This is a genomic window from Streptomyces sp. SDT5-1 (genome assembly GCF_052245995.1).
In the GTDB taxonomy this organism is placed as follows: Bacteria; Actinomycetota; Actinomycetes; order Streptomycetales; family Streptomycetaceae; genus Streptomyces.
Genome location: NZ_CM125963.1, coordinates 2,861,100 through 2,883,376, shown reverse-complemented (window position 1 = coordinate 2,883,376; position 22,277 = coordinate 2,861,100). Strand labels below are relative to the sequence as shown.

The following is a 22,277-nucleotide window of genomic DNA, read 5'->3' as shown; positions in this document are numbered from 1 at the left end:
GTAATGCACACGCAGAGGAGCCCCACTCTTGCCAACAACCGTTCACGCGGGGGAAATGGGTCGATCAAGAAGACGTCAAGTCGGCTCAACTACGGTCGGGATAGGCCGATTTGGGCACGTCGAGGGCCGTTGGGGTGCCCGCGGCGCGGCCCCGTTGTCGACGGTCCGGCGGTACGGGCCGGACGGCAGGCACTATGGCCTGAAGGGGTTCAGCGGGCACTATGAACACAACACCTGCCGATCAAGCACGATCAAGGTCGGCAACGCGCCGGAAACCGGCGTGTGGTGGGATGTGACCACGTCCCCTGTCAGTCACGGGCCGACGTGGGAGCAGTAGGCCTGACCAGCAAGGATGGGTGGAAGCGAGAGATGGACAAGCAGCAGGAATTCGTGCTCCGCACCCTTGAGGAGCGCGACATCCGGTTCGTACGTCTGTGGTTCACGGACGTGCTGGGCTTCCTGAAGTCGGTGGCCGTGGCCCCGGCCGAGCTGGAACAGGCGTTCGACGAGGGGATCGGTTTCGACGGCTCCGCCATCGAGGGCTTCGCCCGGGTGTACGAGTCCGACATGATCGCCAAGCCGGATCCGGGCACCTTCCAGGTCCTGCCGTGGCGCGCGGAGGCCCCCGGCACCGCCCGGATGTTCTGCGACATCCTGATGCCCGACGGCTCGCCGTCCTTCGCGGACCCGCGCTACGTGCTCAAGCGGGCCCTCGCCAAGACCTCCGACCTCGGCTTCACCTTCTACACCCACCCCGAGATCGAGTTCTTCCTCCTGAAGGACAAGCCCCTCGACGGCTCCCGCCCGGTGCCCGCCGACAACTCCGGCTACTTCGACCACACCCCGCAGAACGTCGGCATGGACTTCCGCCGCCAGGCGATCACCATGCTGGAGTCGATGGGCATCTCGGTCGAGTTCAGCCACCACGAGGGCGCGCCCGGCCAGCAGGAGATCGACCTCCGCTACGCCGACGCACTGTCCACGGCGGACAACATCATGACGTTCCGCCTGGTCATGAAGCAGGTGGCGCTGGAGCAGGGCGTGCAGGCCACGTTCATGCCGAAGCCGTTCTCGGAACACCCGGGCAGCGGAATGCACACGCACCTTTCGCTCTTCGAGGGCGACAGGAACGCCTTCTACGAGTCCGGCGCCGAGTACCAGCTCTCCAAGGTCGGCCGCTCCTTCATCGCGGGCCTGCTGCGGCACGCCGCGGAGATCTCCGCCGTCACCAACCAGTGGGTGAACTCCTACAAGCGCATCTGGGGCGGCTCCGAACGCACGGCGGGCGCAGGCGGCGAGGCCCCGTCCTACATCTGCTGGGGCCACAACAACCGCTCGGCCCTCATCCGCGTCCCGATGTACAAGCCCGGCAAGACCGGCTCGGCCCGCGTCGAGGTCCGCTCCCTCGACTCCGGCTGCAACCCGTACCTCGCGTACGCCGTCCTCCTCGCGGCCGGCCTCAAGGGCATCGAGGAGGGCTACGAGCTGCCGCCCGGCGCCGACGACGACGTCTGGGCCCTCTCCGACGCCGAACGCCGCGCCATGGGCATCGAGCCCCTGCCCCAGAACCTCGGCGAGGCCATCGCCCTGATGGAACGCTCCGAACTCCTCGCCGAAACCCTCGGCGAACACGTCTACGACTTCTTCCTGCGCAACAAGAAGCAGGAGTGGGAGGAGTACCGCAGCGAGGTCACGGCGTTCGAGCTGCGGAAGAATCTTCCCGTGCTGTAGGCGCAGGTCAGAGCGGTTTCGCACCGCATCAGGCTTTCGGGGCCGCTGGTCGGGGACCGGCGGCCCCGTCGCGTGCGGTGGGGGCTGGGCCGTGTGTGGGCCGTGAAGTCCGGCCCGAGGTGGCTGCAGCGGGCGGTCGGATGTAGATCCGACGCTGAAGATTGGGCGGGCGCTGCACAGCCACAACTGATCACGGACGGCCGTGACCTGCGGCCGTCCGTGATCAACGCTCTGAACTGCGGCGCACCCGTCGCCAGTTGTCAGCGCTGGTCACCAACGAGCGCCCTTCCACGGCCCCAGGACGGCCCGGGAGGGCGCTTGTGCTGAGCAGCCTGCTAAGTGCTCACTTCCCCTTCGTCGTGGTGGATCTGTTCCCGTTCACAGGGGGCCATGCATGGTCGATGCAGTGGTTTTGTTGAATCGGCTGCGCTAGCTTGTCGCGGTCTCGTAGGCTTCCATCCTGGCCGTAAGTTCTGGTGGGGGGTTCGATGGACGCTGCAGCTCTGGCGCTGGTTACTACGGGTGCCAATTCTCTCGTTTCATTGATGACAAGCGAAGTGTGGGAACAGGTTAAGAGTGGCATTGTGGCCCTCTTCCGGCGAGGTCGTGCATCTGAGGTCGCCTCAGTTGAAAACGCGCTAGACGAGTCCGCGCGTGAACTGAGGGAATCGCTGGAGAACGGCGACGAAGACACACGAGAAGAACTCTCTCAACAATGGCGCGGAAAACTGAGGCGTCTTATTCGCGAAGAGCCGGAGTTGATCGCCGAACTGGAGTCGCTCCTCAGTAGTTGGTCTTCTCTGGTACCGGCTGCAGGGGACATTGCCCCGGGCGTCCAGCAGACCGCCACTGCTAGGGATAGTGGTCGCGTCTATCAGCAGGGAACCGGTACGCAAATTAACTACTGAGGCGATCTGGCGTGGAGCATTTCGAGCACTCCGTTCATCGCGAATTCTTTTCCGGTCGCGCTCAGAAAAAAGGAAGAGTATTCCAGCAGCAATCGGGCGTTCAAATTAATGCCGATTCGCTCATCCTTGCCAATTTGGCGGGAGCTGCTGATGCTGAGCAGGTATCCTTCCCGTTTACAGCCGTCCCGGTATCGGAAGTTACGCCAACTGAGCTCGGTGTGCATCATGCCGCTACTGATGTTGAAGGTGAACTACCGCCCTATGTTGGCCGCCAAATTGACGCAGAGCTGCGCATACGAATAGGTAGAATCCCTCGGAGTGGAGATCCAATCCTGATAGTAGGGGATTCCACGGCCGGAAAGACGAGGGCGGCCTTTGAAGCCCTCAAGGAATGTTTCAGTGAGCATAGTGTTTTTGCTCCCTACGACGGTAATGATCTGGTATCGGCCCTGCCTGCATTGGTTGAGAATAGAGAAAATTGCGTCCTATGGCTCGACAATCTTGAAAGATATATTGGCCCGGAGGGCCTCACGCCGCAGATCCTTGGTCTGTTGCGTAGAGCTCGACTGCCAATCTTGTCCACGATGCGGGCAGAGCAATACCGACAGTTCAATCCCTCCCTTGCCTCAAATGCTCCAGTTGGAAATGACGAGAGTGATAATCTCGGGCGACGCATTCTAGAGCAAATCAATGTAATTGTTCTTCCACGCATGTGGGCTCCTGAGGAGATTGAACGAGCTCGACAGGTTAGCGACCTTCGAGTTCAAGGAGCGGTTGCATTCAGCATGCATTACGGTGTAGCTGAGTACCTTGCGGCTGGCCCTCGTCTCTATCAGGAATGGGTTTTGGCATGGGGTCCTGGGATTAATCCCCGCGGTGCAGCGCTCGTGGCCGCTGCTGTTGATTGTGTGCGTGCTGGCATAACCCATTCAGTCACCCGCGAGCTCCTAGTGAACATGCACGAGTCCTACCTTGCTCGTGTTGGTGGGGCCGCCTCGCGCCCTGAGACGATCGAAGAAGCCTTTGCTTGGGCGACATGTCTGCGGTTTGGCGTGACGAGCCTGCTCATGCCGGCCGTTGAGGACCCGGAGCGCCTAAAAGTATTCGACTACCTTGCGGACGAGTTCACGCGCTCGAATGCTAGGCAACCGATTCCAGGAAACTCGTGGCGCCAAATTCTTGAGTTCGCCAAGCGAGAGAATTCGACGTACTTGGTTGGTTTGGCAGCCGAGGCTAATGGGGAAACGGCAATAGCTGAAGAAGCCTGGAGGGAAAGCGCTAAGCGGGGATCCGGGCGAGCGCTTATACATCTAGGTATTCTGTACATCAACACGGATCGGGAAAGTGAAGCCGTAGAGGCTTGGGTTAAAGCAGCAGAGAGTGGTGAAGTTTCAGCTTACGTCCCGCTGGGGATTTGGTACCGCTCTAATGGTGATACTGATAGGGCCGTGGAGGTATTCCGAAAGGGAGCCAATAACGGCGACATCTTCGCCATCCGCGGCCTAGCTGAGTCGCTAGAATTTGCCAGCGAGGCTGAGCAGTGGTGGGTTAAATTGATAGAGGCGGAGAACGACGCCGACGATCGGCACAATCTCGCCGTCTATTACTTCAGGACCGATCGTAAGGATCTGGCTCGCGAGAATTACCTTCAGGCCGCAGAGGCTGGCGTCGTTGAGGCGATGAATAACTACGGCGCGATGATCGCTGACGAAGATCCCGCAGAAGCGGAAAAGTGGTTTCGGGCAGGTCATGAAGGAGGATCCCGGTATGCGAGCACGAACCTAGCTGTCGCTTTGGCTGATAGAGGGGAATACGCGGAAGCCGAATCTCTTCTTAAAGAGGCAGTCGCATCTGGATATCACGAGGCGAATTCTATTCTGGGTTCGCTTTATCGTAGGCAGGGAAAGGGTGATCAGGCTAAGGCGGCCTGGATCTTGGGGGCGGAAAATGAGGATCAATGGTCGATATATAATCTAGCCCTTGATTTCGAATTGGAAGGCTTTATCGATAAGGCTGCGGAGCTATATCGCAGAATCGCCGATTTCAACGATGACGCAGCCGAGAATCTCGGATTCATTTTGGCTGCGAATGGGCAAACCGATGAAGCCATGCAGTTCCTAGAGCGAGTCCGGGCGCAGATTACGCCAGAGGGGTTTTGCGCCCTGGGTTCTACGTTCTATCTCGTTCGTGCGCGCGATTTGGCTAAATATTGGTTTGGTGTCGCATTGGAGGCTGGTCATTCCCATTCCGGATGCTGGCTTGGAGAAATGGCATTCCAGGACGGTATTTTTGATGATGCTGAACGATATTATCGTGCCTCATTCAATGGCGGTCATGGTCATGCGGCCGAGAGGATGACGCACATGATGATCGAACTCGGTAGGGGTAAAGAGGCTGCTCACTGGTTGCGACTTTCGAAGGGGCTTCCTCCTATTCCTGCTAGGCGGGCTCAGTCGACTAAAGGGCGCCGCGGGAAGAAGAAGCGGTAGTCAGCGGAGGTGTGCCATCAAGGTCGGCGGAGCGGCTTTGGGGCGAGTGATCATGGCCCGTTAAGCTCCTGGCGAGTCGGGCAGTCTGTGGACCTGCCCGTTAAAGCACGACGTTGGGCCATGATCTTAGAGGCTCGCCCCAAAGTGGCTGCCTAAAGCCGTGGAGCCGACCGCCCCAGCCACAGAGGGTGTTTCCTGACCTCGCCCGCATGCGCGCCCGCGCTGTGCGCGGGCCTTGATGGAGTAGTTTCTACCGCGGCAGGCGCTACAGGGTTTTTGTGCTGCTGTACATGCTGTCCACGGCCTTACGGGACCGTCCGTCACTGCTCGGCATCAGATGCGTGTACACGCGGAGCGTGAAGCCTGGATCTGTGTGTCCCAGGTACGTGCTCAGGGCCTTGATGTTCTCGCCTGCGTCCAGGAGTACGGACGCGTAGAAGTGCCTGAGCGCGTGCATGCCGTGTTCGCGTGCTGCCTGATGGCGGGCGCCCGGTTTGGGCTCGGGGATGACGCCGGCCGTTACGAGGGCGGGCTTCCAGAAGCGCGTGTTGAAGTCCGTACGCCGCACGGCGCCGTCACCGTCTGGGCGGACGAACAAGAGCCGCTTGGTGAGTAGCTCGCCGTCAGGGCGCAGCCAAGGCAGCGTGACGTCGACGGGCGGGTGGGTGTCCATGTGTTCCTTGAGTGCGTGCGCAACCGAATCGGCGAGCGGCACGTCGCGCTCCTTGTTGCGCTTCGGCGGCGCGAAAACGAGCTGGCCTTCCGCGACCTTCACTTGGTACCCGACGTGCAGCCAGCCAGTATCGAATCCGATTTCATCTACTGGAAGACCGAAGATCTCGCCTTGTCGCAGGCCGCACCCCGCGCCCAGGTCGACTGTCGCGCGGTACTGCTCGGGGAGCGCGGCGCGCACAGCGAACGTGCGCTCCGTGGTCCATGGGACAACACGACGGTTGTTCGGGCCTGGCGCGCGGACCGTGCTGGCCTTGCAGGGGTTTCGGTGAAGGTGGTCGTCCTCCACAGCGGCCGTGAACACAGCCGAGACGCTGGCGAAGATGACACGGCGGTACGAGGACGCGGGTACTGCTCGTTCCAGCTCCGCTAGCCACTCTCGAATGTGCTCCGGCTTGAACGAACCAAGTGGACGTGTCCCCAGGTAGGGGATGGCGTGGCGCCTGATCTGAACGGAAACGGGCTCTCGTGTAGTCGCGTCGGTCGTCTGCGACTTGAGCCATCTCTCGGCGTACTGGCGGAACGTGGTGCGGCTTGCCTTGGGGTCGACGTACCGGCCGCTGTCCATGTCGGCCTCGATCTTCGTCAGCCACTTCTCGGCAAGCCGCTTCTTGCCGTCAGGGAAGCTCTGGGACTTCTCGGTTCCGTCGGGGCCGATGTAGCGCGCTCGATAGCGCATGCCCGTGCCGTGACGGTCAGTCTTGACGCGGGTGGCCTTGCCGTTGGCGTCGGGCTCGGTCTTGAACCATCGGTCTTGGATGTGGCCTGCCATGAACTGGTGGTCCCTTCTCGACAGCATGCAGGGAGGGCCACCTTGTGGCCCTCCCTGGGAAGTTGAACTGCGGTTCGGCCTGGTGATGTCAGGCGGCGTCGGCGTCGATGCGGCGGAGTTCAGTGACGTATGTCTGTACGTCGGAGGGGTCGTAGCGCAGGTGCTTACCGATACGGAAGCCGGGCGGCCCGGTGCGCTTCTTGCGCCACTGGTAGACGGTTTCGAGGGGGACGCCGAAGATCTCGGCAATGTCGTCGGGGGTGAGGTACCGATCAGGGAGGCCGCCGCGCAGGGTCGCGCGGAGGTCAGGTTGAGCGGAGCGGGGTCGGCTCATGAAGTCCTCGCGAATCGAGTTACGTTGTCGTCGGCTCCGGAGTCCGCGTGTGTCCGAGCTGGGGATTTCTGCGTCATCACGTCATCTGCGTTCGCTGCTGGGTGTGACCTGCGGTTTTGGATGACAGCAGGTGTCGGGGAACGTCATCGGGTGTGTCACACGGCGCGACGGTTGGACGGTGACGCGGATGACGCGTGAGGACGCAGGCCTTCGACACTGCGTCACATCTGTTTTGGCAGGTGAGACCCGGTTTCCGGGGCCGGGTGTCGTGGATGACGGAGTTTCCCTCTCCTTAGGACAAGAGAGAGGGAGCGGTGATCTTTTGTCTGCGGTCGAAGAGCAGAGAAGGTGCCGCTTCGCGGCGCGACCATTGAGGGCGGCGAAGCCGCCAAACAGCAAGAAGAGCACCCGCGGCTGCCCTGCTCGGCGCTCGGCTCGCACTACCGGGTGCTCTTCTTGCCTTTTTGTTCCGCCGGTCGCCCGGCGAGTCAGAACAGCGGGGCGCGCGGGGCTGGCTCAGCAGGTCGGGCGCGGGTGATCTCGATGTAGCGGGCCTTGCTCGTGCGGCCCCAGTCGACGAGGACGCCGCGTGCGGCGAGGGTGGGCTGAATGCGCTTGAGGCGGTCGGAGAGGACCTTGCCGGTGGTGGGCCACCCCTTGGGCAGGGGGCGGCAGTCCTCGCCCGTGTAGAGGCGGGTGAGCTTATCCAGCCACTCCGTCGAGGAAAGCTGGTCGGCCTGCCCCGCTTCCATGGTCTCGGCGTGCCTGAGGGCGGTCTGGGCGAGCAGGTCGCCCTCGATGACGTCGTCGGTGAGGTCGTCCAGGCTGGCCCGGTAGGCGGCCAGGGAGCCGAGGTGGGTCGACGCGTCGAGCTGCGCGCACAGGTGCGCGAAGTCCGCCATCCGGAGGTCCGTCGGGGTCTCCGCCTGCGTGGCCCGGACGGTCACGGTCAGGTCCAGCAGAGAGCCGAGGATCACGGGCAGGACCGGCTCGTACTCGGCCCACAGCTCTGCCTCGGTACGCCGCACCTTGGGACGCTCCAGGCGCAGGGGCAGGAGGCGTTCGGCGAGGTCGGGGCGGATGACGCCGACGTCGATGCCGGTCATGAGCAGGGGGCGGCGGTAGCGGGCGATGGAGACGTCGCCGTCGGTGTAGAGCGCCCGCTTGACGGTCTCGGCGCCGGTCACGATGCAGCACATCGCGTCCGACATGTCCGGGGTCAGGTAGGAGAGGTTGTCCAGGGCGGTGACCCATCCGGCGGCGACTGCCGCGATCAGGTTCTCCTCGTCCCGCGGGGCGCGGCGCAGGTCGCCGCTCATCCCCTCGATGATCCGGGTGAGCATGCGGCCGGCCGTGGACTTGCCCGCGCCCTGGGGGCCGGTGAGGAACGGTGCCGGGACGGGCGAGGTCGGGCTGAGGCAGCCGATCAGCCAGGCGATGACCAGGGATTCGGTTGCGGCGTCGGCGAAGTTGCACAGGCTGAGCAGCTTGTCGATGCCCTTGCCCTGGGTGTCCTTGGCCGGGATGGGGAGTTCGCCGGTGAGCTGGGTGCGGCGCCAGCGGACCTCGTGCGGGTCGGGTACGGCGATGTCCCAGCCGTTGGGGTGGATGCGTACGGACTTGCCGTCGTTGCGGCCGAGGTCGAGCCAGGTCGCGCCGTCGAATCCGGGGGCGACGCGGACGTGTACGCGCTCGACTTCCTCGCGCATGGCCAATGCTTCGATCATGTCCAGTGCCTCCTTCAAGGCGGTGCCGCTGAATGCGCCGTGGCCGTCCTCGAACAGGCCGACCATGAGTTCTTGGCGGTGGCTGCCCGAGGTGCCTTGGGAACGGATCGGTCGGGCGATGGGGTGGCCCTTTTGCTGGGCGTAGACAGTGCCGTCGGCGGTGCGGAAGTAGCGGAAGTGCGATTTGGCGTAGTCGGTGATGACCGCGCGGGCCGGGGTCTTGTCGTCCTCGGGCATGCTCAGAGTCCCAACGTGGCGCGGGCGTTGGCCCAGGCCTCGGTGCAGTGGCGTACGGTCTCGCCCTTGTCCTGCGCGGCGGCGAACAAGGTGGCGACGTGGGCTTCGGTGAGGCAGCCGCAGCGTCCGTGGGTGGACAGCACGGCCAGGAACGTGGAGTAGACCGTGCTGTGCACGGCACTGGTCGCCGTGCGGATGCGCTGCTCTGCCATGTGGATGCCGCGCTGAAGGAAGGCCGGGCTGCGGTGGCGGCACTGCCCGCTCCCGGAGCCCGCGGGCACGGTGAGGGCCGCGGGCGCCACGGGCCGGGCCGGGGTGGGCTCCTTCACTGCCAGGGCGCGCACTGCCTCGGGCAGGTCGGCCATGGTGCCCGTGCCGGGCCCCAACCAACGGGCGTAGGACATCGTTGACTTGATGTCCACGCCGGGCCGTACGCCGTTAGCTGAGGGCATCGTGCCGAGGTAGAGCCAGTGTTCCCCGCGTGTGGTGGGCACGGTCAGCGTCGTGGGCAGGTGCTGGCGGGCCCAGGCGATGGCGTCGGCGTCGTCGAGATCGACGACGGTCAGTCCGGCGCCGCCGGGGTGGTAGGCGACCGCGGCCCCGCACAGCCACGCCCTGCTCCAGGCCTCGGAGGTGATGACGTCCGGGTCGGTGGTGGCGGCGGCCCAGCCGTGGCACGGCGCGGTGCAGGCGCAGGGGCCGGGGGTCTTCATGTTCGGCCGGCCGCCGCAGCTGCTGTAGAGGCAGGAGGGGCAGTTCGCGAAGGGAACCTTCCCGGCACGGAGCGGCAGCACGGGCAGGCCATTCGCAGCCAGGTCGAGAGCCGTATGCAGGTGCTCTCGCAGGGTCGTGGTCGGTTGGGTCATGCTTAGAGACCTCCACAGGTCTGTTGAGGACAGGTGGGCAAGGGCGGCCCCGCGACTTTGGCGAGACGGAGGGGCCGCCCTTGGCGTAGCTAGAACGGGGGCTCGTCGATCCACGGATCGGTGGTGTGGCGAGGCAAACGGCGGCTCGGGAGTGGCAGGATCAGCCAGCGGTACTCCTCGTGCCAGCAGGTGCACGGCCAGCAGTCGGTGCCGGCGTAGTCGCCCGTCGCGTAGTCGGCGTAGTCCTCCTCGAACCACCCATCACCCAGGCACTGCTGGCAGTTGGGGTCGGGGGTGTCGGTCAGCAGCAGACCGGGGCGGGGCCAGCTGGTGCGTTGAACGCGCAGCCGCATGCGGTGCTCCTCTTTCAGGTGTCAGTGAGATGGACTCGGGGACGGCGAGTTGCCGGTCGGGGCAGCGGGCGCGGTGCTGGCGGGGGTGGGTTTGGGGTGGTGCGGTTTGGCGTCGCTGCCGGGGCTGGCGAGGTGGAAGCCGACGATGAGGCCGAGGATCAGCAGGACGATGTGCCGGTTGGCCTTCCACCAGGTCGGCCGGGGCGGTTCGGTCAGGACGCCTATGACGGCGGGACCTTTTGCCATGAGAGGGACCTCCTCAGCGAGGAGCGCAGGCGGGGTCTGCGCTACGGGGCGGGAGTGGGGTCGTGCGTGTCAGCGGCCGGCCGCTTAGGCGGGGCGCTTGGACAGGTCGGCGAGTTGGGTCCAGGTGTGGCGCCACTGGGCGACCTGGTCGGAGCCCATGCCGTGGGCCTTGATGTCCTGGCTTTCGCCGAGTGCGGCGAGGGCGGAGGCTTCCGCGTGGCGGCCCTCGCGGGCGGCCTGGATGGCTTCATCGTGCCGGGCGTCGATGACGTTCGGCGGCATCGGCCAGGCCCATTCCCCGGCCAGCTCGGCATCAGCCTCGGCCGGGATGCGCTGGGCGGCGTCGCGGCGCTTGGAGGTGTAGCAGTGCTTGCGCTCGAAGTCCGTGACGAGGGTCTGGACGAGGTTGATGTGGCGGCCGGTCTGCCAGATGGCCTGGCCGCGTCCCAGCAGCGGGATCTCGTGCACGGCCCAGTCGGGCAGGCCGAACATGCTGCGGCACAGCTCGGCGTCCTCGGGGTCCATCTGGTGAAAGACCCGGGTGGAGGCGAGCCGCATGAGGTCCTTGGCCTCTTCGGACTTGGCGTCCTTCGCGGAGTGCGCGATGGAGATCACCGACAGGGCCTCGCGGCGGGAGTACTTCATCATCCGCTGCAGCAGCGCGGCGGTGGCCGGGTGCTTGAGGAGCTGCCAGGCCTCTTCCACGATCAGCGTGGAGTGCATGCCGTACGCGGCGCCGCCCTGGGCCAGCCACACCGATTCCAGGAACACGCCGACCACGGCCATCAGCGCGGGCAGCGCGACGGAGGTGCGGTCGATGCGGCTGAAGTCGAAGATGGTCAGCCGCTCGTCCAGGGACAGCGACGTCGGGCCGTCGAGCATGCCGCGGGTCGCGGACTGCACGAACACGGAGAGCGCCTTGACGACCTCCTGGCCGAAGCCGAGGAGCTGTTCGTCGGTGAACCGGCCGGGGATCGCGTCGTGGGACAGCGAGGTGACCGCGTGCATCAGCCCGGACAGCGTGGTGGCCTGTGGGCTGTCCATGGCGGCGTCCAGTGCCATGCGGGCACCGGACGACAGCGGCTGTTGGCCGCCGAGCTCGGCGAGGGCGGCGACCAGCTGCACGCGGTGCAGGGGCGGGATCCGCTCGTCGAGCGGGTTCATGCACACGCCCTCGCCGAACCGGACCGGCTTCACGTCGAGCGCGACGGCGATGGAGTCCCATTCGCCGACGCCGTTTTCGCCCTTGGCGTCCAGGACCGCGTAGCGGCGGCCGGTGCGGGCCAGGTCGCGCAGCGCGAGCACCTTGCTGTTGGTGGACTTGCCGCCGCCGAGGGTGCCGAGCAGAGCCGCCCCGGTGCTCGGCAGGACTTCCTGGTCGCAGTCGACGGCGGTGAAGCGGAACGGCGAGCCGTCCAGCAGCGAGGCCCCGATCAGGGCCCCGTCGGTGACCGGCTGGCAGGCGTAGCCAGGGAAGAGCCCGATGGCCTGCCGAGTGGTCGTCAGCATGTGAACTCCCCTCCGGGCAGGGGCAGCGAGGACCGCCACCCTGTCTCGTGTTCGCGGTCCATCCACGTGAGCCGGGCGCCGGCAGACACCGCCGTCTGCTCGAGTTGCGAGCGGAAGGCCTTCAGCTCCTTCTCGGTCGCGGCGTGGACGGTGATCCGGGCGGCGACCTGCACATAGGTGGCGCCGTTCTCCAGGTCCTCCTCGTGCAGATCGGCGGCCCTGCGGCCGGTCCGCGTCGAGGTCTTCTCGCGGCGGGCGTCGTCCGCGCTGCGAGCGGTCGCGGTGCGGAGCATCTCGCCGGTCTCCAGGCGCTTCTCGGCGCGGCGGCGGTCCTGCGGCAGGTACTCGACGACCGTCGTGCGGCGCACGCGGGGCAGGGTGGTGACCATCGGCCGCCAGAACGATGCCGAGCGCTGCCCGCGGCGGAAGTCGCTCACGTCGGCGGTGGCGTGGAGCAGACCGGCGGCCCGGAAGTGGTCCTCGTGGACCTCGAACGGGCCGTCGGTCAGCTCGGGCGGCAGGGCCTGGGACCAGGCCCACATGCCCCACAGAGGGCCGGTCTCCATGCCGCAGGCGCCCGCGTGCTCGTGGGCCGCCTCCAGCCAGCCGTGCTCTTCTTCCAGTTCGTCGCCGTGTGCGGGCACGGACAGCACGATCACGGTGGCGTGGAAGTCGCAGGCCTCGCCGACCATGTCGACGAGCTGCCGGTAGGAGTCGCCCAGCTCGCTCGTTTCGGCGGTGCGGGCTTCGTCCTCGTCGGTGCCGTAGGGGGTGACCTCGTGCACGATCCGCACGCACGCGCCGGGGCAGGTGGCGGCCACCCACTCCAGGAAGGCCGCCAGCTCGTCATGGGCCCGGTACATCCGCGCCGGGTCCTTCAGGGCGGCGCCGTCGGTGATCCACGTGAACGCGGCGAGCGTGCGGCCGTGGGCCTGTGGGAAGGCGGCGCGCTCGCGCGGGTGGAAGCGGAGTTCCTGCACGCCGGTGAAGGCCGCGTGGTGCGGGCTCGGCACTTTGGCGTGCTTCTCGTCGCCGCGCGGGTTGAGTGCGCGGGTGCGGGACTTGTGGCCCAGGCGCCGGCCGATGCGTTCCACGGCCGTGGCGTCGCCGAGTTTGATCAGGGCCCCGGCCCCGGTGATGGCGCCGGGGGCCAGGCTCGCCAGCATCCCGGCGATGCTGCCGGAGGCGGCGAGCATGCCGGTGAAGCTGAGCAGGGCGCCCGAGCCCATGACGATGTAGTCAGCCGCGGTGGGCGGGAGCTTGAGGGTCTCGGTCTCGTACAGCGGGTCCAGCAGGTACGTCCGGGACTCGGACACGTCGGCTCCTCTCTTCAGTGATCGTGGTTGGCCGGTTCACGCGCGGCCGGGGCTCGGCGGCACGCTGCGGCTTGGCGGCCTCTCCCGAGGTGGGCTTGTTCCAGGGCCGGTTGCCGGGGGTATGCAGGGCGGACAGGTTCTTCGCGTGGATCGTGCGCTCGCGGTCGGCGGGCATCTTCGTGACCGTGGTGCGGCCCTGGGTGTGCGCCTTGACCTTCGGCATCCGCGTGATCCGCGCCGTGGCCTTCTGAGCAACCGACGGCAGGTTCACCAGCACATACACGCAGACCAGGCCGGTCGAGGCGGTCAGCAGCAGGTCGGTCACGGCGCCCTTGGGCATCAGGGGCCGGAACATGAGCACGATGGCGACCGGGATGCGCGCGAGGTAGACGACGCAGACCAGGTGCAGCAGGCGCCGCAGGGTCGTCGACTGCAACCAACCGCGGCTCACGCCGAACGCGGCGACCAGCGGCACGAACACCATCGCGGCCAGCACACCGACCTTGGTGAGCTGGCACATCAGCCACAGCGGGCCGACCGACCCGACCACCACGAGCGATTGGGCGATGCGGCCCCAGGGGTTGCCGTCGGAGCCGATCAGCGTCTTTTCCATGCCCTTGAAGGGGTGGTCGGCGATGTCGGCGTAGACGAGGGTGGAGAGCTGGCCGAGCCCGTAGGCGGCGAACGCGATGACGATCGGGGCCGCGGTCGCCAGCAGGATCAGCCCGAGGTAGCGGCCTCCGGCCTGTCCGGCCTTGCGGAAGTTGGGCCCCGAAGGGCGGGCCATCCAGAAGATGATCCCGCCCAACAGGACGATCGTTCCGATGAGCAGGCTCAGGCCCGCCACCGGGTTGTAGACGCCCGCGACGCCGTGGGCGTCGAACCCGTCCAGCGGCGACGCCCCGGACATCATCAGGCGGTCCATCTGCCGGTACAGGGCTGCCGCCTGATCCGACAGCCAGTCGGCGGCGCTGCTGACCGGGTCGAACATGCCGCCCAGCGACGAATCACCGTCGCTGGGCGGCTTCCCGCTCTCGCCGCGCTCGCAGTACTGCTTGGCTCGGCCGTAGATCTCGGCGCACGGGTCAGCCATGTCAGCCTCCCAGCGCGGTCGTCAGGGCCGGGCCGAGGAACAGCACGCCCAGCGCCAGCAGGATCAGCCCGCCGACCGTGATCACGGTCTTCTTCAGGGCTCCACCGTCCTTCTTGAACCCGGCGGCGAACCCGCCGCGGGTCACGGTGACGATCGCGCCGCCGAAGATGACCAGCAGGGCCGCGCCGAGCAGGACCCCGGCGACGATCTGGTACAGCGGCAGCAGGCCGGCCACCGGCTCCAGGTCGGGGCCGGTGTCGCTGATGGTCTTCAGGACGGTCTTGGCGCCCTTCGAGCAGTCCTGGGTGCCGTCGGCCTTCTTGATGCAGCCCTCGGCAGCCCAGATGAACGTGTCGGAGTACTTGCTCATGGTCAGTTCTCCCAACCGGGGTAGGTGTTGCTGGAATTGGCGTCGGAGCTGTTCGGGCCCGCCAACGGCCCGGCCTCGTACTGCGGGTGTGCGCTGGTTTCGGCGCGGAGCCTGCGCATCTCGCGGGCCGCGCGCAGCGCCGACCAGGACGAGAGTCCGGCGACGATCAGGAGCAGGATCACCAGCGCGGACAGCGCGGCGAGGGTGTCGGAATTCCGGGCCGCTTCAACGAGATTGACCGCGCCTTCGTCGGTCACGTAGCACATCAATTGCCCTCCCCTCTCAGGCCTGTTGGGCGTTGTCGGGGTGGACCCGTCCGGCGCCCATGAACGTGTCCCACCACATCGGCTCGATGCGGATCTTTGCGCCGGTGCGCGGGGCGTCGAGGAAGTGCCCGCGGCCGATGTAGATGCCGACGTGGTCGATATCGCGAGGCCCGGCCTTGCCGGACTTCTTCTTCTGGCTGAAGAACACGAGGTCGCCGAGCTGGAGTTCGTCCTTCTCGACGAGGGCGCCCTGCTGTTCCAGGTAGGCGTACTGGTCGTTGGCGACGCGGGGAATCGTTACTCCGGCCTGCGCGAAAGCGGCCTTGGTCAGGCCCGAGCAGTCGAAGCCGCCGTCCTGGTCGCCGTTGCCGCCCCAGACGTAGTCCTTGCCGATCTGGCGGGAGGCGTAGTTCACGGCGTCGACGGCGATGCGGGACTGGTTCGCGACGGGCTGGCCCATGCTCGCGGCCGACTTCATGATGGTCGCGACGTAGTTCTCGGTCTCCTTGTAGGGCGGGATTCCCCGGTATTTCTGAACGGCGCCGGTACCGGCGTTGTATCCGGCAAGCGCAAGGCGCGTCTTGTCTCCGGAAACACCCTTCAGATTCTTGGAGACGGAGCACATGTAGCGGGCCGCCGACGGGATCGCGTCCTCGGGATCCCAGATGTCGCGCTTTCCGTCCTCATTGCCGTCGATTCCGGAGGACTGCCAGGTGCCCGGCATGAACTGGGCGATTCCCTTGGCGCCGACCGGCGAGGTGGCCTTGGGGTTGAAGTTGGATTCCTGTTTGATCTGCGCGGCGAGAATGCGCGGCGAAATGGCGTCGCACTCGTTGCCCCACGCGTTGATGATCCGCTCGTACTGGGCGGGCACCGATCCGGGCTTGACCCGGTCGCCCACCGCGGTCTGCTTGCCGCGCACGGCGGGGTTGCCCTGAAGGCTCATCGCGGTGATGGCGATCAGGGACGATCCGGCCACCAGGATCCCGATCCCGGACCCTTTCATCTCTCACTCCCCCTTCTCCTGTGTTCATGCAGGTCATGAACCGTGCAGGGGCCCGTGCGAGGCACCGTGCGGGCACCGTGAAGCACCGTGCGGCACACGGTGGTTGCACAGGAGCCGCACGGTGCCCGCACGGTGGGTTGCACGGTGGCTAGCGGGCGACGATGTCCCGCAGATGACGGCCGCGCACGCGGCCTTCCTGGGTCGCCGGGATCGGCCGGCCGACGGCCTCGGCCAGCCAGGCGGAGACCGCCTTTCCGGTGGCCGCGTCGTCGCCGTCGGCAATGTTCACACCCAGGGCGCGCAGCCGGGACGCGAATTCCGTGGTGGAAAGGAAATCGTCGTCGCCGTAGGCCTTGCGGACGAGAGCGACGCTTTCCGGCTCGTCCTCGCGCGGCTCATCGAGTCGCGCATCCACGGCCGCGTTGATCTCCTCGTCACTGACCATGAAGCCACGGAATTCGCTGTTCTTGTCCATGACCTGAAGAACAGCGGCGCCCGCGATTCCAGGGAGTTTGGACGCGTCGTATCCGGCCTTGGCGGTGCCGCCCCCGAGGATCACTTCCGACTGGTCACGGTCCGCGCAGCCGAACGCGATCCGCACGCGGTGATTTCCGCGAATGGACGTGTTGATGACCTCGGCCTTCGGGTTCTGCGTCGCCAGCACGATCAGGATCTGCGAGGAGCGGACCTTGCGGGACAGCGTCTTCATGCTCGTCTCGAACTCGGCGCCCTCCTTCTTGGAGTCGGCCTCGTCCGTGTAGGTGCTGACCTCGTCGAGGATGAAGAGCAGCGGCCGGTGCTTCGCCTTCCCGGCGCCCGAGCGAACGGACTCCGAGTTCGCGGCGGCCCGCCGCAGGTGCTCCTTTTCCACGTAGGCGTTGATCTCCATCATCCGCCGGTGGTCCGGAACCTCCTCGTAGATCAGGCAGGCCTTTTCGAGGTACGCGAAGTCCCCGTCGCCCTTGGCATCCACGATGATCAGGTCCCAGCCGAGGATGAGGGCGACGTAGGCGAGCCACTTCAGCTCTTCGGTCTTGCCGCCGCCCGTCGAGCCCGCCACCAGCATCTGCGTCTTCCCGACCGGTGAGGGGATCTCCACGATGCGGCCGTTCATCTCGTAGCCGAGCGGCAGCATGCCGCGCGCGAGGGCCTCGGCCGGGTCCGGCAGCGCCGGAACGCGGCTGTAGAGCGGCTCGTCAAGGACGAGCAGGACGACCTCGCGCGAGCTGGATCCGGGGCGCATCGTGAACTGGTCGTCGGGGACGCCGAGCCACGAGGCGATCCGGGGAGCCTTGGTGGCCACGTCGCCGTACACCCCGGCGGGCGGCAGCTCGATCACCCACTCTTCGCCCAGCTCGACCGGTCCACGACGGACCGTGCGGGGCTTGCCGCCGGAGTAGTCCAGCTTCAGCGCCGCGGCGAGGGCGGGCGCCTCATCAGCGGGCATCGGCTCGCCCAGCGCCGGAACAGGATCAGGGGAGGGCGAGGCGAGCCCTTCCGAGCCGAACACGGCGGTCGGCTGCGCGGTGGGCTGCTTCTCGTCGCGCGGTCGCTTGCGGCGGGCCGCACGGACCATGGCGACGACGCAGGAGCCGAGGAAGAGCACGGTCAGGCCGATCAGCCAGACCTTGTTGACGGCGACCCAGGCTTCGATCTCGTCGCGGTAGCGCAGGCCTGCAGCCGGCACCATGACGGCCAGGCCGCCCACGACCCACTTTTCCTCCTCGGACAGCGACCGCATTGGCCGTTTCTGCTTCTTCGGGGCCGTGCTGACCTGCTCGGCTTCCCGGTCCTTGGAGAGTGCGATTCCGGGGGAGTCACCCATGGGCGCATCCCTCCCGGAGCTTGCTGGGGCCGCAGGTGAAGAAGGTGACGATGCCGTCCATGCCGGTGTCCTTGCGGATCACCTGGCGGGCGTAGTTGAGGATGCCCGCGCGGTCTCCGTCCGGCGGCACGAGGACGTTTCCGTCGGCCGAGACGAGCGAGCCGTTGTCGAGCTTCATGGTCAGCACGTAGTGGTACTCCACCTCTCGGGGAGTCCGCGTCGAGTTGGGATTCATCGAGTAACTCCCGTTGCTCTAGAACGGTGTTGCGTCACGGGGTGCTCTCCGTCGCCATCAGCGCCGTCCAGGCCTCCCGGACGCGGTCCTCGGCGCCCTTGAAGCCCTGGCCGCGGAACTCGGCGGCGGCCTGCCGGTAGGACAGCGGCGGGTTGTGCGAGTGCCGCAGGAATCGCAGCACCACGACGAGCTGCTCGTCGGTGAGCGTCGCGCCGGGCTCGGGAACCGTCACACCCGCGACCATCGCCACGTCGGCGAGCGTGACGGCGGGGAGGTGAACCTCCTCGTCCCACGCCTCTTCGGCGTCCTCGGCGGGCGGCTTGTCGGCCGTCGTCACGGGGGCGTCACGCCCCTCGTCACACTCCCCGGCGGCACCATGCGACAGGGCGTTGACCTGCGTGTCTTCCGTGACGTCGGCACTGTCCGATGGCGGCAGGGCCGCCGCCGTCACGGGGGCGGATTCCAGGGGCGTGACGGTCGGCGTGACGGGCGTGCCGAACATGGCGGCCAGAGCCGCGTCCGCGCCCTCGGTCACGCGCTCACGCTGTACGTTCACCAGTCGCGCGCCGAGCGTGACGTCACCGACGCCGACCTTCTCGGCAAGCTTCCACGACTCCCGCTCCGAAGCCGCCTGCACCTTCTCGTCGGGGTGGTTCGCGGCCCGCGCGTGGTGATACGCCAGGGCCTGCACGAGCTCGGCCGACTTGCGCTCGGCTTCCGGGTCGCGGCCGTCACGGTGGACGACGATGCGGCGGGCCAGGAACGCGGCGCCCTCGGCGGACACCGACATGCCCATCGGCGTCAGCGCGTAGATGACCATCCGGGCCGCATCCGGTGCGGCCATCGCGGACATTGCCGACGCCGCGGCCGGCAGTGCCCACAGACCAGCGCGCACCGGCCATGGGGACGCCTGGCCGAGCATCGTCAGCCCGAGCAGGACCAGCGCGAGCACCGCGGTGGCACCCTCACCGGCCGCGACCGCACCGGCCGCCGTGCCCTTGCCGTACATGTGGCTGATGTTGGAGAACGTGCCGATGGCGCCGAAGCCGCCGGTCGCGGCCATTGGCACGAATGCCGCTGTCAGTACGCCTGCCTGACCACGAGTCAGCTTGCGCGTCGACACCGTCGCAGAGGTCCTGGTCATGCGGCGTCACCTGCACGCACCGCGACACCCCGGTTGGACGCCTTGCGACGCTCGGCCAGGACCTTGTTCGTGGCCCGTCGCAGCCGACGCTGCCCCAGCTCCGACACCGGTCGGTCCAACAGGCTGATCTGTACGTCGAGCAGGTCGACCTCGGCGTCGATCAGCGGACGCTCCAGCTCGATGGCGTGCAGGTCCTGCCAGGAGGGTTCCGCGTCGGCCAGATCATCGGTAACGGCCGCCTGAACAGCAACGATGAGCTTCATGGGTCGTGTCTCCCTAGGAACAGGTACGGCCCCAACAGAGCCCCCGGAGTTGCCGCTCCGGGGGCTCGCGCCGTACGAGACGAAGGCCGCCCACGCGGGCGGCGCGGTCGCCGACGGCGACCGGAGTGCCCCGGCGGGAGTCGAACCCGCCTACGACCATCAGGGCTGTTGGATCAGCGGCCGCTCAGGCCACGTGCGGATGAGGCCGCGGCGGTCGCACCGGCAGCGGCGGCTTCGTGCGCTCGTGCTCGTCGCCGGCCATCAACGGCCGCCCCGCGCACGGGCGTCGGCCTGGCTGCGCTGGTTCGCCTCGTGAACCTTCCGGTCCAGCTCGGCGCGCTCCGCATCTGTCAGACTCGTGATCACAGGTGCCTCCCACATAGGTGCCTGTACGCGGTCTCCTCGGGGTGCCACCCGGGGAGACCGCTCCGATTCCTCATCAAACGGGCAGGCCACCGAGGTAACGCCGGCGCCCTGCCCGCATGACGAAGGGCGGGCCCATGGCGGGCCCGCCCTCGTGCTTTGTCCAGCCGCAGATCGTCTCCGACGCTGCGGCCGTGCATCCCGCGACATCGTCCGTTTCGGCTCTCACGCCCAACGTGAGGGTTCGCCTAGTCCGTCCGTGGCGACAGTGGGAAAACGTGCCGCCGCCGTCCTATCCACCGACCGGTCATCGCAGGGAGTCGCCCCCGCTCGGGATTCGGTGTCTCAGTGCCAATGCACTCACGAGCCTGCGAAGTTCGGTTCCGCGCTCGTGGACCGCTGTCCAGGTTGTTCGCACCGGATCTGACAGCCGACGGGCTGTTCTGCCGCTCCCCTACTGGCTGTAGGGCGGTGCTGCTGCCGCTCAGGCCGCGTGTAAGCGGGCCCGGCGAGGCGCTTGCGCACGGCCATGCCGCACCCAAGCGAACCGGCAAGCAACCTAGGTTGCTTGCTGACGACTGAAAGCTACCTAGGTTGCTTTTGGTCGTCAAGCGCAATGCACCTCGGGCCGCAAACGACCTAGGTCAAGTACGCTTTCGGGATGGAGTCAGAGCCGAAGAGGAAGCCCACGTCGCGGGAGATCGCGGCCCACTTCCGGGCCGAGATCGCCGCAGGGACGTACAGCCCTGGGGCCAAGCTCCCTGGAGCCAAGGGGCACGCGCAGAAGCTCGGCGTCGCCGTCATGACGGTGCAGACTGCCTACTCGCAGCTCAATACCGAGGGGCTGACGGAAGGCGTCCCGGGGAGCGGCACTTACGTCCGCGACCCCGCCGCAGGTAAGCAGGGGCCCCGCGAGGCCGCCCAGAGCGTCATCGACCTTCAGGCCGACGTGGCGCGCATGTCGACCGAACTCGCCGGCCTTGTCGAGCGCGTCAAGCAGCTTGAAGACGTCGTGAACTCCATCCGAGAGACGCCGGGCACGTAGGCCTGGCCCAACACCTTGGCCCACTTCCGTGGAGGGCGCATCGAGCGTCATCATCAACTGATGCCGCTCACCTGCCGCCAGAGACATGGACGTGCTCCTTCGTGGTCGTTCCGGGTGTCTGGCTCCCGACAACCACGACGCTATGAGCCGCTCACGAGTAGACCCCGGAAAATCTTTCCGGGGTCTCTCTGCGAACCGAGACGAGGCTGAAGTCATGCGAGGAATGACGCAGCAACTGACGATCGGCGAGCGGGTCGCGTGGTACCGCCATCGCCGCGGAATCTCCCAAGACGTGCTGGCCGGACTCGTCGGCCGCACCGCGGACTGGCTCGGCAAAGCGGAGAACAACCGCATCGAGCTGGACCGACTCTCCGTGATCCGTTCCCTGGCTCACGCGTTGGACGTGTCCATCGGCGACCTCATCGGCGAGCCGACCCTGCTGGAGTGGTCGGCGGACAGTGGACGCCGTACGGTCCCGGCGCTGCGCGAAGCACTCATGGACTACCGCCAGTTGACCCCGCTCCTCGGGGTGCCGGCGGATGGAGAACCCCCGTCGCTGACCGCCTTGAGGTCCGACGTGGGTGAGGTCTGGGACGCCTACCAGGCATCCCAGTACGGCTTCGCGACGCGCCAACTGCCCCTGATCCTCTCGGATGCCCTGCTCGCGGCGCGTACGTATGCGGGCGAGGAGAGGGAAGAGGCCAACGCACTACTCGCCCTGACCTACCAGGGTGCCGCGATGGTGCTCGGCAAGCTCGGAGAGAACGAACTCGCCTGGATGGCCGCGGATCGCGGACTCGCCGCCGCCCAGCAGAGCGGAAACAACGTCGTCGTCGGGTCGCTCTTCCGATCGGTCACGCACTGCCTCCTGTCGACCGGGCGATACGAGACCGCGGTGCAGCTCGTGAGCGACGCGGCCGGCTTCCTTGAGCCGGGCCTGGGCGAGGCGACTCCCGCGTACCTGTCCGTCTACGGAACTCTCTTCCTAACGGGCTCGATGGCAGCGGCTCGTGCCGAGGACCGCGCCACGACGCAGGCCTTCCTGCGTGAGGCCGACGCGATGGCCACACGGCTGGGCGCCGACGGCAACCACATGTGGACGGCCTTCGGGCCCACCAACGTCGCGATCCACAAGGTGGCGACCGCGGGGGAGCTGGGGGACTTCCAGGTGGCGGCGGAGCTGGGGCCGCAGGTCGACACGAGCGGGCTCCCCGTCGAGCGCCGGGTGCGGCACAACCTCGAAGTGGCGCGAGCGCTCACGGCCTGGAACCGCACGGATGACGCTCTCAGCGTGGTCCTGGACGCCGAGGAAATGGCTCCCGAGCAGGTCCGCCACCACTACATGAGCCGAGAGATTGTGCTCGGCTGGGTACGCGGGACCCGTGGCCGGCCGACGCGTTCGGTGGCAGACCTGGCCGAGAGGCTTCGAGTGATCTGATCTGGTTAG

General features: G+C 66.9%; 21 protein-coding genes. 5 read left to right on the top strand and 16 right to left on the bottom strand.

Annotation, left to right across the window (positions count from 1 at the left end; translation table 11 throughout):
• The first annotated feature begins 369 nt into the window (after positions 1 to 369).
• From ACTWJ8_RS13470 to ACTWJ8_RS13460, 3 genes are all read left to right on the top strand, one after another.
• Positions 370 to 1,731: a glutamine synthetase family protein gene (locus ACTWJ8_RS13470; RefSeq protein WP_356377782.1), complete on the top strand. Its 1,362-nt coding sequence runs from the start codon at positions 370 to 372 to the stop codon at positions 1,729 to 1,731.
• Positions 1,732 to 2,219: 488 nt separating this feature from the next.
• A complete protein-coding gene (locus tag ACTWJ8_RS13465; protein WP_443263935.1) occupies positions 2,220 to 2,639 on the top strand; it encodes a hypothetical protein in 420 nt (139 codons plus the stop codon).
• A gap of 11 nt (positions 2,640 to 2,650) precedes the next feature.
• The gene (locus ACTWJ8_RS13460; RefSeq protein WP_443263934.1) at positions 2,651 to 5,128 is read left to right on the top strand and encodes a tetratricopeptide repeat protein; all 2,478 of its coding nucleotides are present in this window, start codon (positions 2,651 to 2,653) and stop codon (positions 5,126 to 5,128) included.
• A gap of 265 nt (positions 5,129 to 5,393) precedes the next feature.
• Here ACTWJ8_RS13460 and ACTWJ8_RS13455 read toward each other — a convergent pair whose 3' ends face one another.
• The 16 genes from ACTWJ8_RS13455 to ACTWJ8_RS13380 all read right to left on the bottom strand — a co-directional run bounded on the left by ACTWJ8_RS13455 (position 5,394) and on the right by ACTWJ8_RS13380 (position 19,422).
• The gene (locus ACTWJ8_RS13455) at positions 5,394 to 6,632 is read right to left on the bottom strand and encodes a tyrosine-type recombinase/integrase (RefSeq protein ID WP_443263933.1); all 1,239 of its coding nucleotides are present in this window, start codon (positions 6,630 to 6,632) and stop codon (positions 5,394 to 5,396) included.
• 88 nt (positions 6,633 to 6,720) lie between these two features.
• Positions 6,721 to 6,966, bottom strand: coding sequence for a helix-turn-helix domain-containing protein (locus ACTWJ8_RS13450; RefSeq protein ID WP_443263932.1), 246 nt, complete (start codon positions 6,964 to 6,966; stop codon positions 6,721 to 6,723).
• 488 nt (positions 6,967 to 7,454) lie between these two features.
• The gene (locus ACTWJ8_RS13445) at positions 7,455 to 8,930 is read right to left on the bottom strand and encodes an ATP-binding protein (RefSeq protein WP_443263931.1); all 1,476 of its coding nucleotides are present in this window, start codon (positions 8,928 to 8,930) and stop codon (positions 7,455 to 7,457) included.
• Between the two features lie 2 nt (positions 8,931 to 8,932).
• Positions 8,933 to 9,796: a bifunctional DNA primase/polymerase gene (locus tag ACTWJ8_RS13440; RefSeq protein ID WP_443263930.1), complete on the bottom strand. Its 864-nt coding sequence runs from the start codon at positions 9,794 to 9,796 to the stop codon at positions 8,933 to 8,935.
• Positions 9,797 to 9,885: 89 nt separating this feature from the next.
• A complete protein-coding gene (locus ACTWJ8_RS13435) occupies positions 9,886 to 10,149 on the bottom strand; it encodes a hypothetical protein (protein WP_443263929.1) in 264 nt (87 codons plus the stop codon).
• A 21-nt stretch (positions 10,150 to 10,170) separates the two neighbouring features.
• Entirely contained in the window at positions 10,171 to 10,395 is a 225-nt protein-coding gene (locus tag ACTWJ8_RS13430) for a hypothetical protein (RefSeq protein ID WP_443263928.1), read from the bottom strand.
• 84 nt (positions 10,396 to 10,479) lie between these two features.
• On the bottom strand, positions 10,480 to 11,904 hold the full coding sequence (locus ACTWJ8_RS13425; RefSeq protein WP_443263927.1) for a hypothetical protein: 1,425 nt from the start codon (positions 11,902 to 11,904) through the stop codon (positions 10,480 to 10,482).
• Complete coding sequence (locus tag ACTWJ8_RS13420) at positions 11,898 to 13,220, bottom strand: hypothetical protein (protein ID WP_443263926.1); 1,323 nt, start codon at positions 13,218 to 13,220, stop codon at positions 11,898 to 11,900. The genes ACTWJ8_RS13425 and ACTWJ8_RS13420 overlap by 7 nt, the downstream gene beginning before the upstream one ends.
• Entirely contained in the window at positions 13,144 to 14,313 is a 1,170-nt protein-coding gene (locus tag ACTWJ8_RS13415) for a hypothetical protein (protein WP_443263925.1), read from the bottom strand. The genes ACTWJ8_RS13420 and ACTWJ8_RS13415 overlap by 77 nt, the downstream gene beginning before the upstream one ends.
• 1 nt (position 14,314) lies before the next feature.
• Entirely contained in the window at positions 14,315 to 14,683 is a 369-nt protein-coding gene (locus ACTWJ8_RS13410) for a hypothetical protein (protein WP_443263924.1), read from the bottom strand.
• A gap of 2 nt (positions 14,684 to 14,685) precedes the next feature.
• Positions 14,686 to 14,949: a hypothetical protein gene (locus tag ACTWJ8_RS13405; protein ID WP_443263923.1), complete on the bottom strand. Its 264-nt coding sequence runs from the start codon at positions 14,947 to 14,949 to the stop codon at positions 14,686 to 14,688.
• A 16-nt stretch (positions 14,950 to 14,965) separates the two neighbouring features.
• Positions 14,966 to 15,955 (bottom strand): C40 family peptidase, encoded by a 990-nt coding sequence (locus ACTWJ8_RS13400; RefSeq protein WP_443263922.1) that lies wholly within the window; start codon positions 15,953 to 15,955, stop codon positions 14,966 to 14,968.
• A gap of 148 nt (positions 15,956 to 16,103) precedes the next feature.
• Positions 16,104 to 17,780 carry a hypothetical protein gene (locus ACTWJ8_RS13395; RefSeq protein ID WP_443263921.1) on the bottom strand — a complete coding sequence of 559 codons (1,677 nt, stop codon included), beginning with the start codon at positions 17,778 to 17,780 and terminating at the stop codon, positions 16,104 to 16,106.
• Positions 17,773 to 18,015: a hypothetical protein gene (locus ACTWJ8_RS13390; RefSeq protein WP_443263920.1), complete on the bottom strand. Its 243-nt coding sequence runs from the start codon at positions 18,013 to 18,015 to the stop codon at positions 17,773 to 17,775. The genes ACTWJ8_RS13395 and ACTWJ8_RS13390 overlap by 8 nt, the downstream gene beginning before the upstream one ends.
• A 34-nt stretch (positions 18,016 to 18,049) precedes the next feature.
• Complete coding sequence (locus tag ACTWJ8_RS13385; RefSeq protein WP_443263919.1) at positions 18,050 to 19,159, bottom strand: hypothetical protein; 1,110 nt, start codon at positions 19,157 to 19,159, stop codon at positions 18,050 to 18,052.
• A complete protein-coding gene (locus tag ACTWJ8_RS13380; RefSeq protein ID WP_443263918.1) occupies positions 19,156 to 19,422 on the bottom strand; it encodes a DUF6284 family protein in 267 nt (88 codons plus the stop codon). Before ACTWJ8_RS13380 ends, ACTWJ8_RS13385 begins: the two co-directional genes overlap by 4 nt.
• Positions 19,423 to 20,446: 1,024 nt before the next feature.
• On the opposite strand from ACTWJ8_RS13380, the gene ACTWJ8_RS13375 reads away from it, so the two are divergent.
• Positions 20,447 to 20,830, top strand: a complete 384-nt coding sequence (locus ACTWJ8_RS13375; protein ID WP_443263917.1) for a GntR family transcriptional regulator — start codon at positions 20,447 to 20,449, stop codon at positions 20,828 to 20,830.
• Between the two features lie 214 nt (positions 20,831 to 21,044).
• Complete coding sequence (locus tag ACTWJ8_RS13370) at positions 21,045 to 22,268, top strand: helix-turn-helix domain-containing protein (protein ID WP_443263916.1); 1,224 nt, start codon at positions 21,045 to 21,047, stop codon at positions 22,266 to 22,268.
• Positions 22,269 to 22,277 lie beyond the last annotated feature (9 nt).

Bases quoted from the DNA above. Each gene is read 5' to 3' on its own strand.
- ACTWJ8_RS13470 (WP_356377782.1), top strand. From the start codon at position 370: ATGGACAAGCAGCAGGAATTCGTGCTCCGCACCCTTGAGGAGCGCGAC.
- ACTWJ8_RS13465 (WP_443263935.1), top strand. From the start codon at position 2,220: ATGGACGCTGCAGCTCTGGCGCTGGTTACTACGGGTGCCAATTCTCTC.
- ACTWJ8_RS13455 (WP_443263933.1), bottom strand. From the start codon at position 6,632: ATGGCAGGCCACATCCAAGACCGATGGTTCAAGACCGAGCCCGACGCC.
- ACTWJ8_RS13450 (WP_443263932.1), bottom strand. From the start codon at position 6,966: ATGAGCCGACCCCGCTCCGCTCAACCTGACCTCCGCGCGACCCTGCGC.
- ACTWJ8_RS13445 (WP_443263931.1), bottom strand. From the start codon at position 8,930: ATGCCCGAGGACGACAAGACCCCGGCCCGCGCGGTCATCACCGACTAC.
- ACTWJ8_RS13440 (WP_443263930.1), bottom strand. From the start codon at position 9,796: ATGACCCAACCGACCACGACCCTGCGAGAGCACCTGCATACGGCTCTC.
- ACTWJ8_RS13435 (WP_443263929.1), bottom strand. From the start codon at position 10,149: ATGCGGCTGCGCGTTCAACGCACCAGCTGGCCCCGCCCCGGTCTGCTG.
- ACTWJ8_RS13430 (WP_443263928.1), bottom strand. From the start codon at position 10,395: ATGGCAAAAGGTCCCGCCGTCATAGGCGTCCTGACCGAACCGCCCCGG.
- ACTWJ8_RS13425 (WP_443263927.1), bottom strand. From the start codon at position 11,904: ATGCTGACGACCACTCGGCAGGCCATCGGGCTCTTCCCTGGCTACGCC.
- ACTWJ8_RS13415 (WP_443263925.1), bottom strand. From the start codon at position 14,313: ATGGCTGACCCGTGCGCCGAGATCTACGGCCGAGCCAAGCAGTACTGC.
- ACTWJ8_RS13410 (WP_443263924.1), bottom strand. From the start codon at position 14,683: ATGAGCAAGTACTCCGACACGTTCATCTGGGCTGCCGAGGGCTGCATC.
- ACTWJ8_RS13405 (WP_443263923.1), bottom strand. From the start codon at position 14,949: ATGTGCTACGTGACCGACGAAGGCGCGGTCAATCTCGTTGAAGCGGCC.
- ACTWJ8_RS13400 (WP_443263922.1), bottom strand. From the start codon at position 15,955: ATGAAAGGGTCCGGGATCGGGATCCTGGTGGCCGGATCGTCCCTGATC.
- ACTWJ8_RS13395 (WP_443263921.1), bottom strand. From the start codon at position 17,780: ATGGGTGACTCCCCCGGAATCGCACTCTCCAAGGACCGGGAAGCCGAG.
- ACTWJ8_RS13390 (WP_443263920.1), bottom strand. From the start codon at position 18,015: ATGAATCCCAACTCGACGCGGACTCCCCGAGAGGTGGAGTACCACTAC.
- ACTWJ8_RS13385 (WP_443263919.1), bottom strand. From the start codon at position 19,159: ATGACCAGGACCTCTGCGACGGTGTCGACGCGCAAGCTGACTCGTGGT.
- ACTWJ8_RS13380 (WP_443263918.1), bottom strand. From the start codon at position 19,422: ATGAAGCTCATCGTTGCTGTTCAGGCGGCCGTTACCGATGATCTGGCC.
- ACTWJ8_RS13375 (WP_443263917.1), top strand. From the start codon at position 20,447: ATGGAGTCAGAGCCGAAGAGGAAGCCCACGTCGCGGGAGATCGCGGCC.
- ACTWJ8_RS13370 (WP_443263916.1), top strand. From the start codon at position 21,045: ATGCGAGGAATGACGCAGCAACTGACGATCGGCGAGCGGGTCGCGTGG.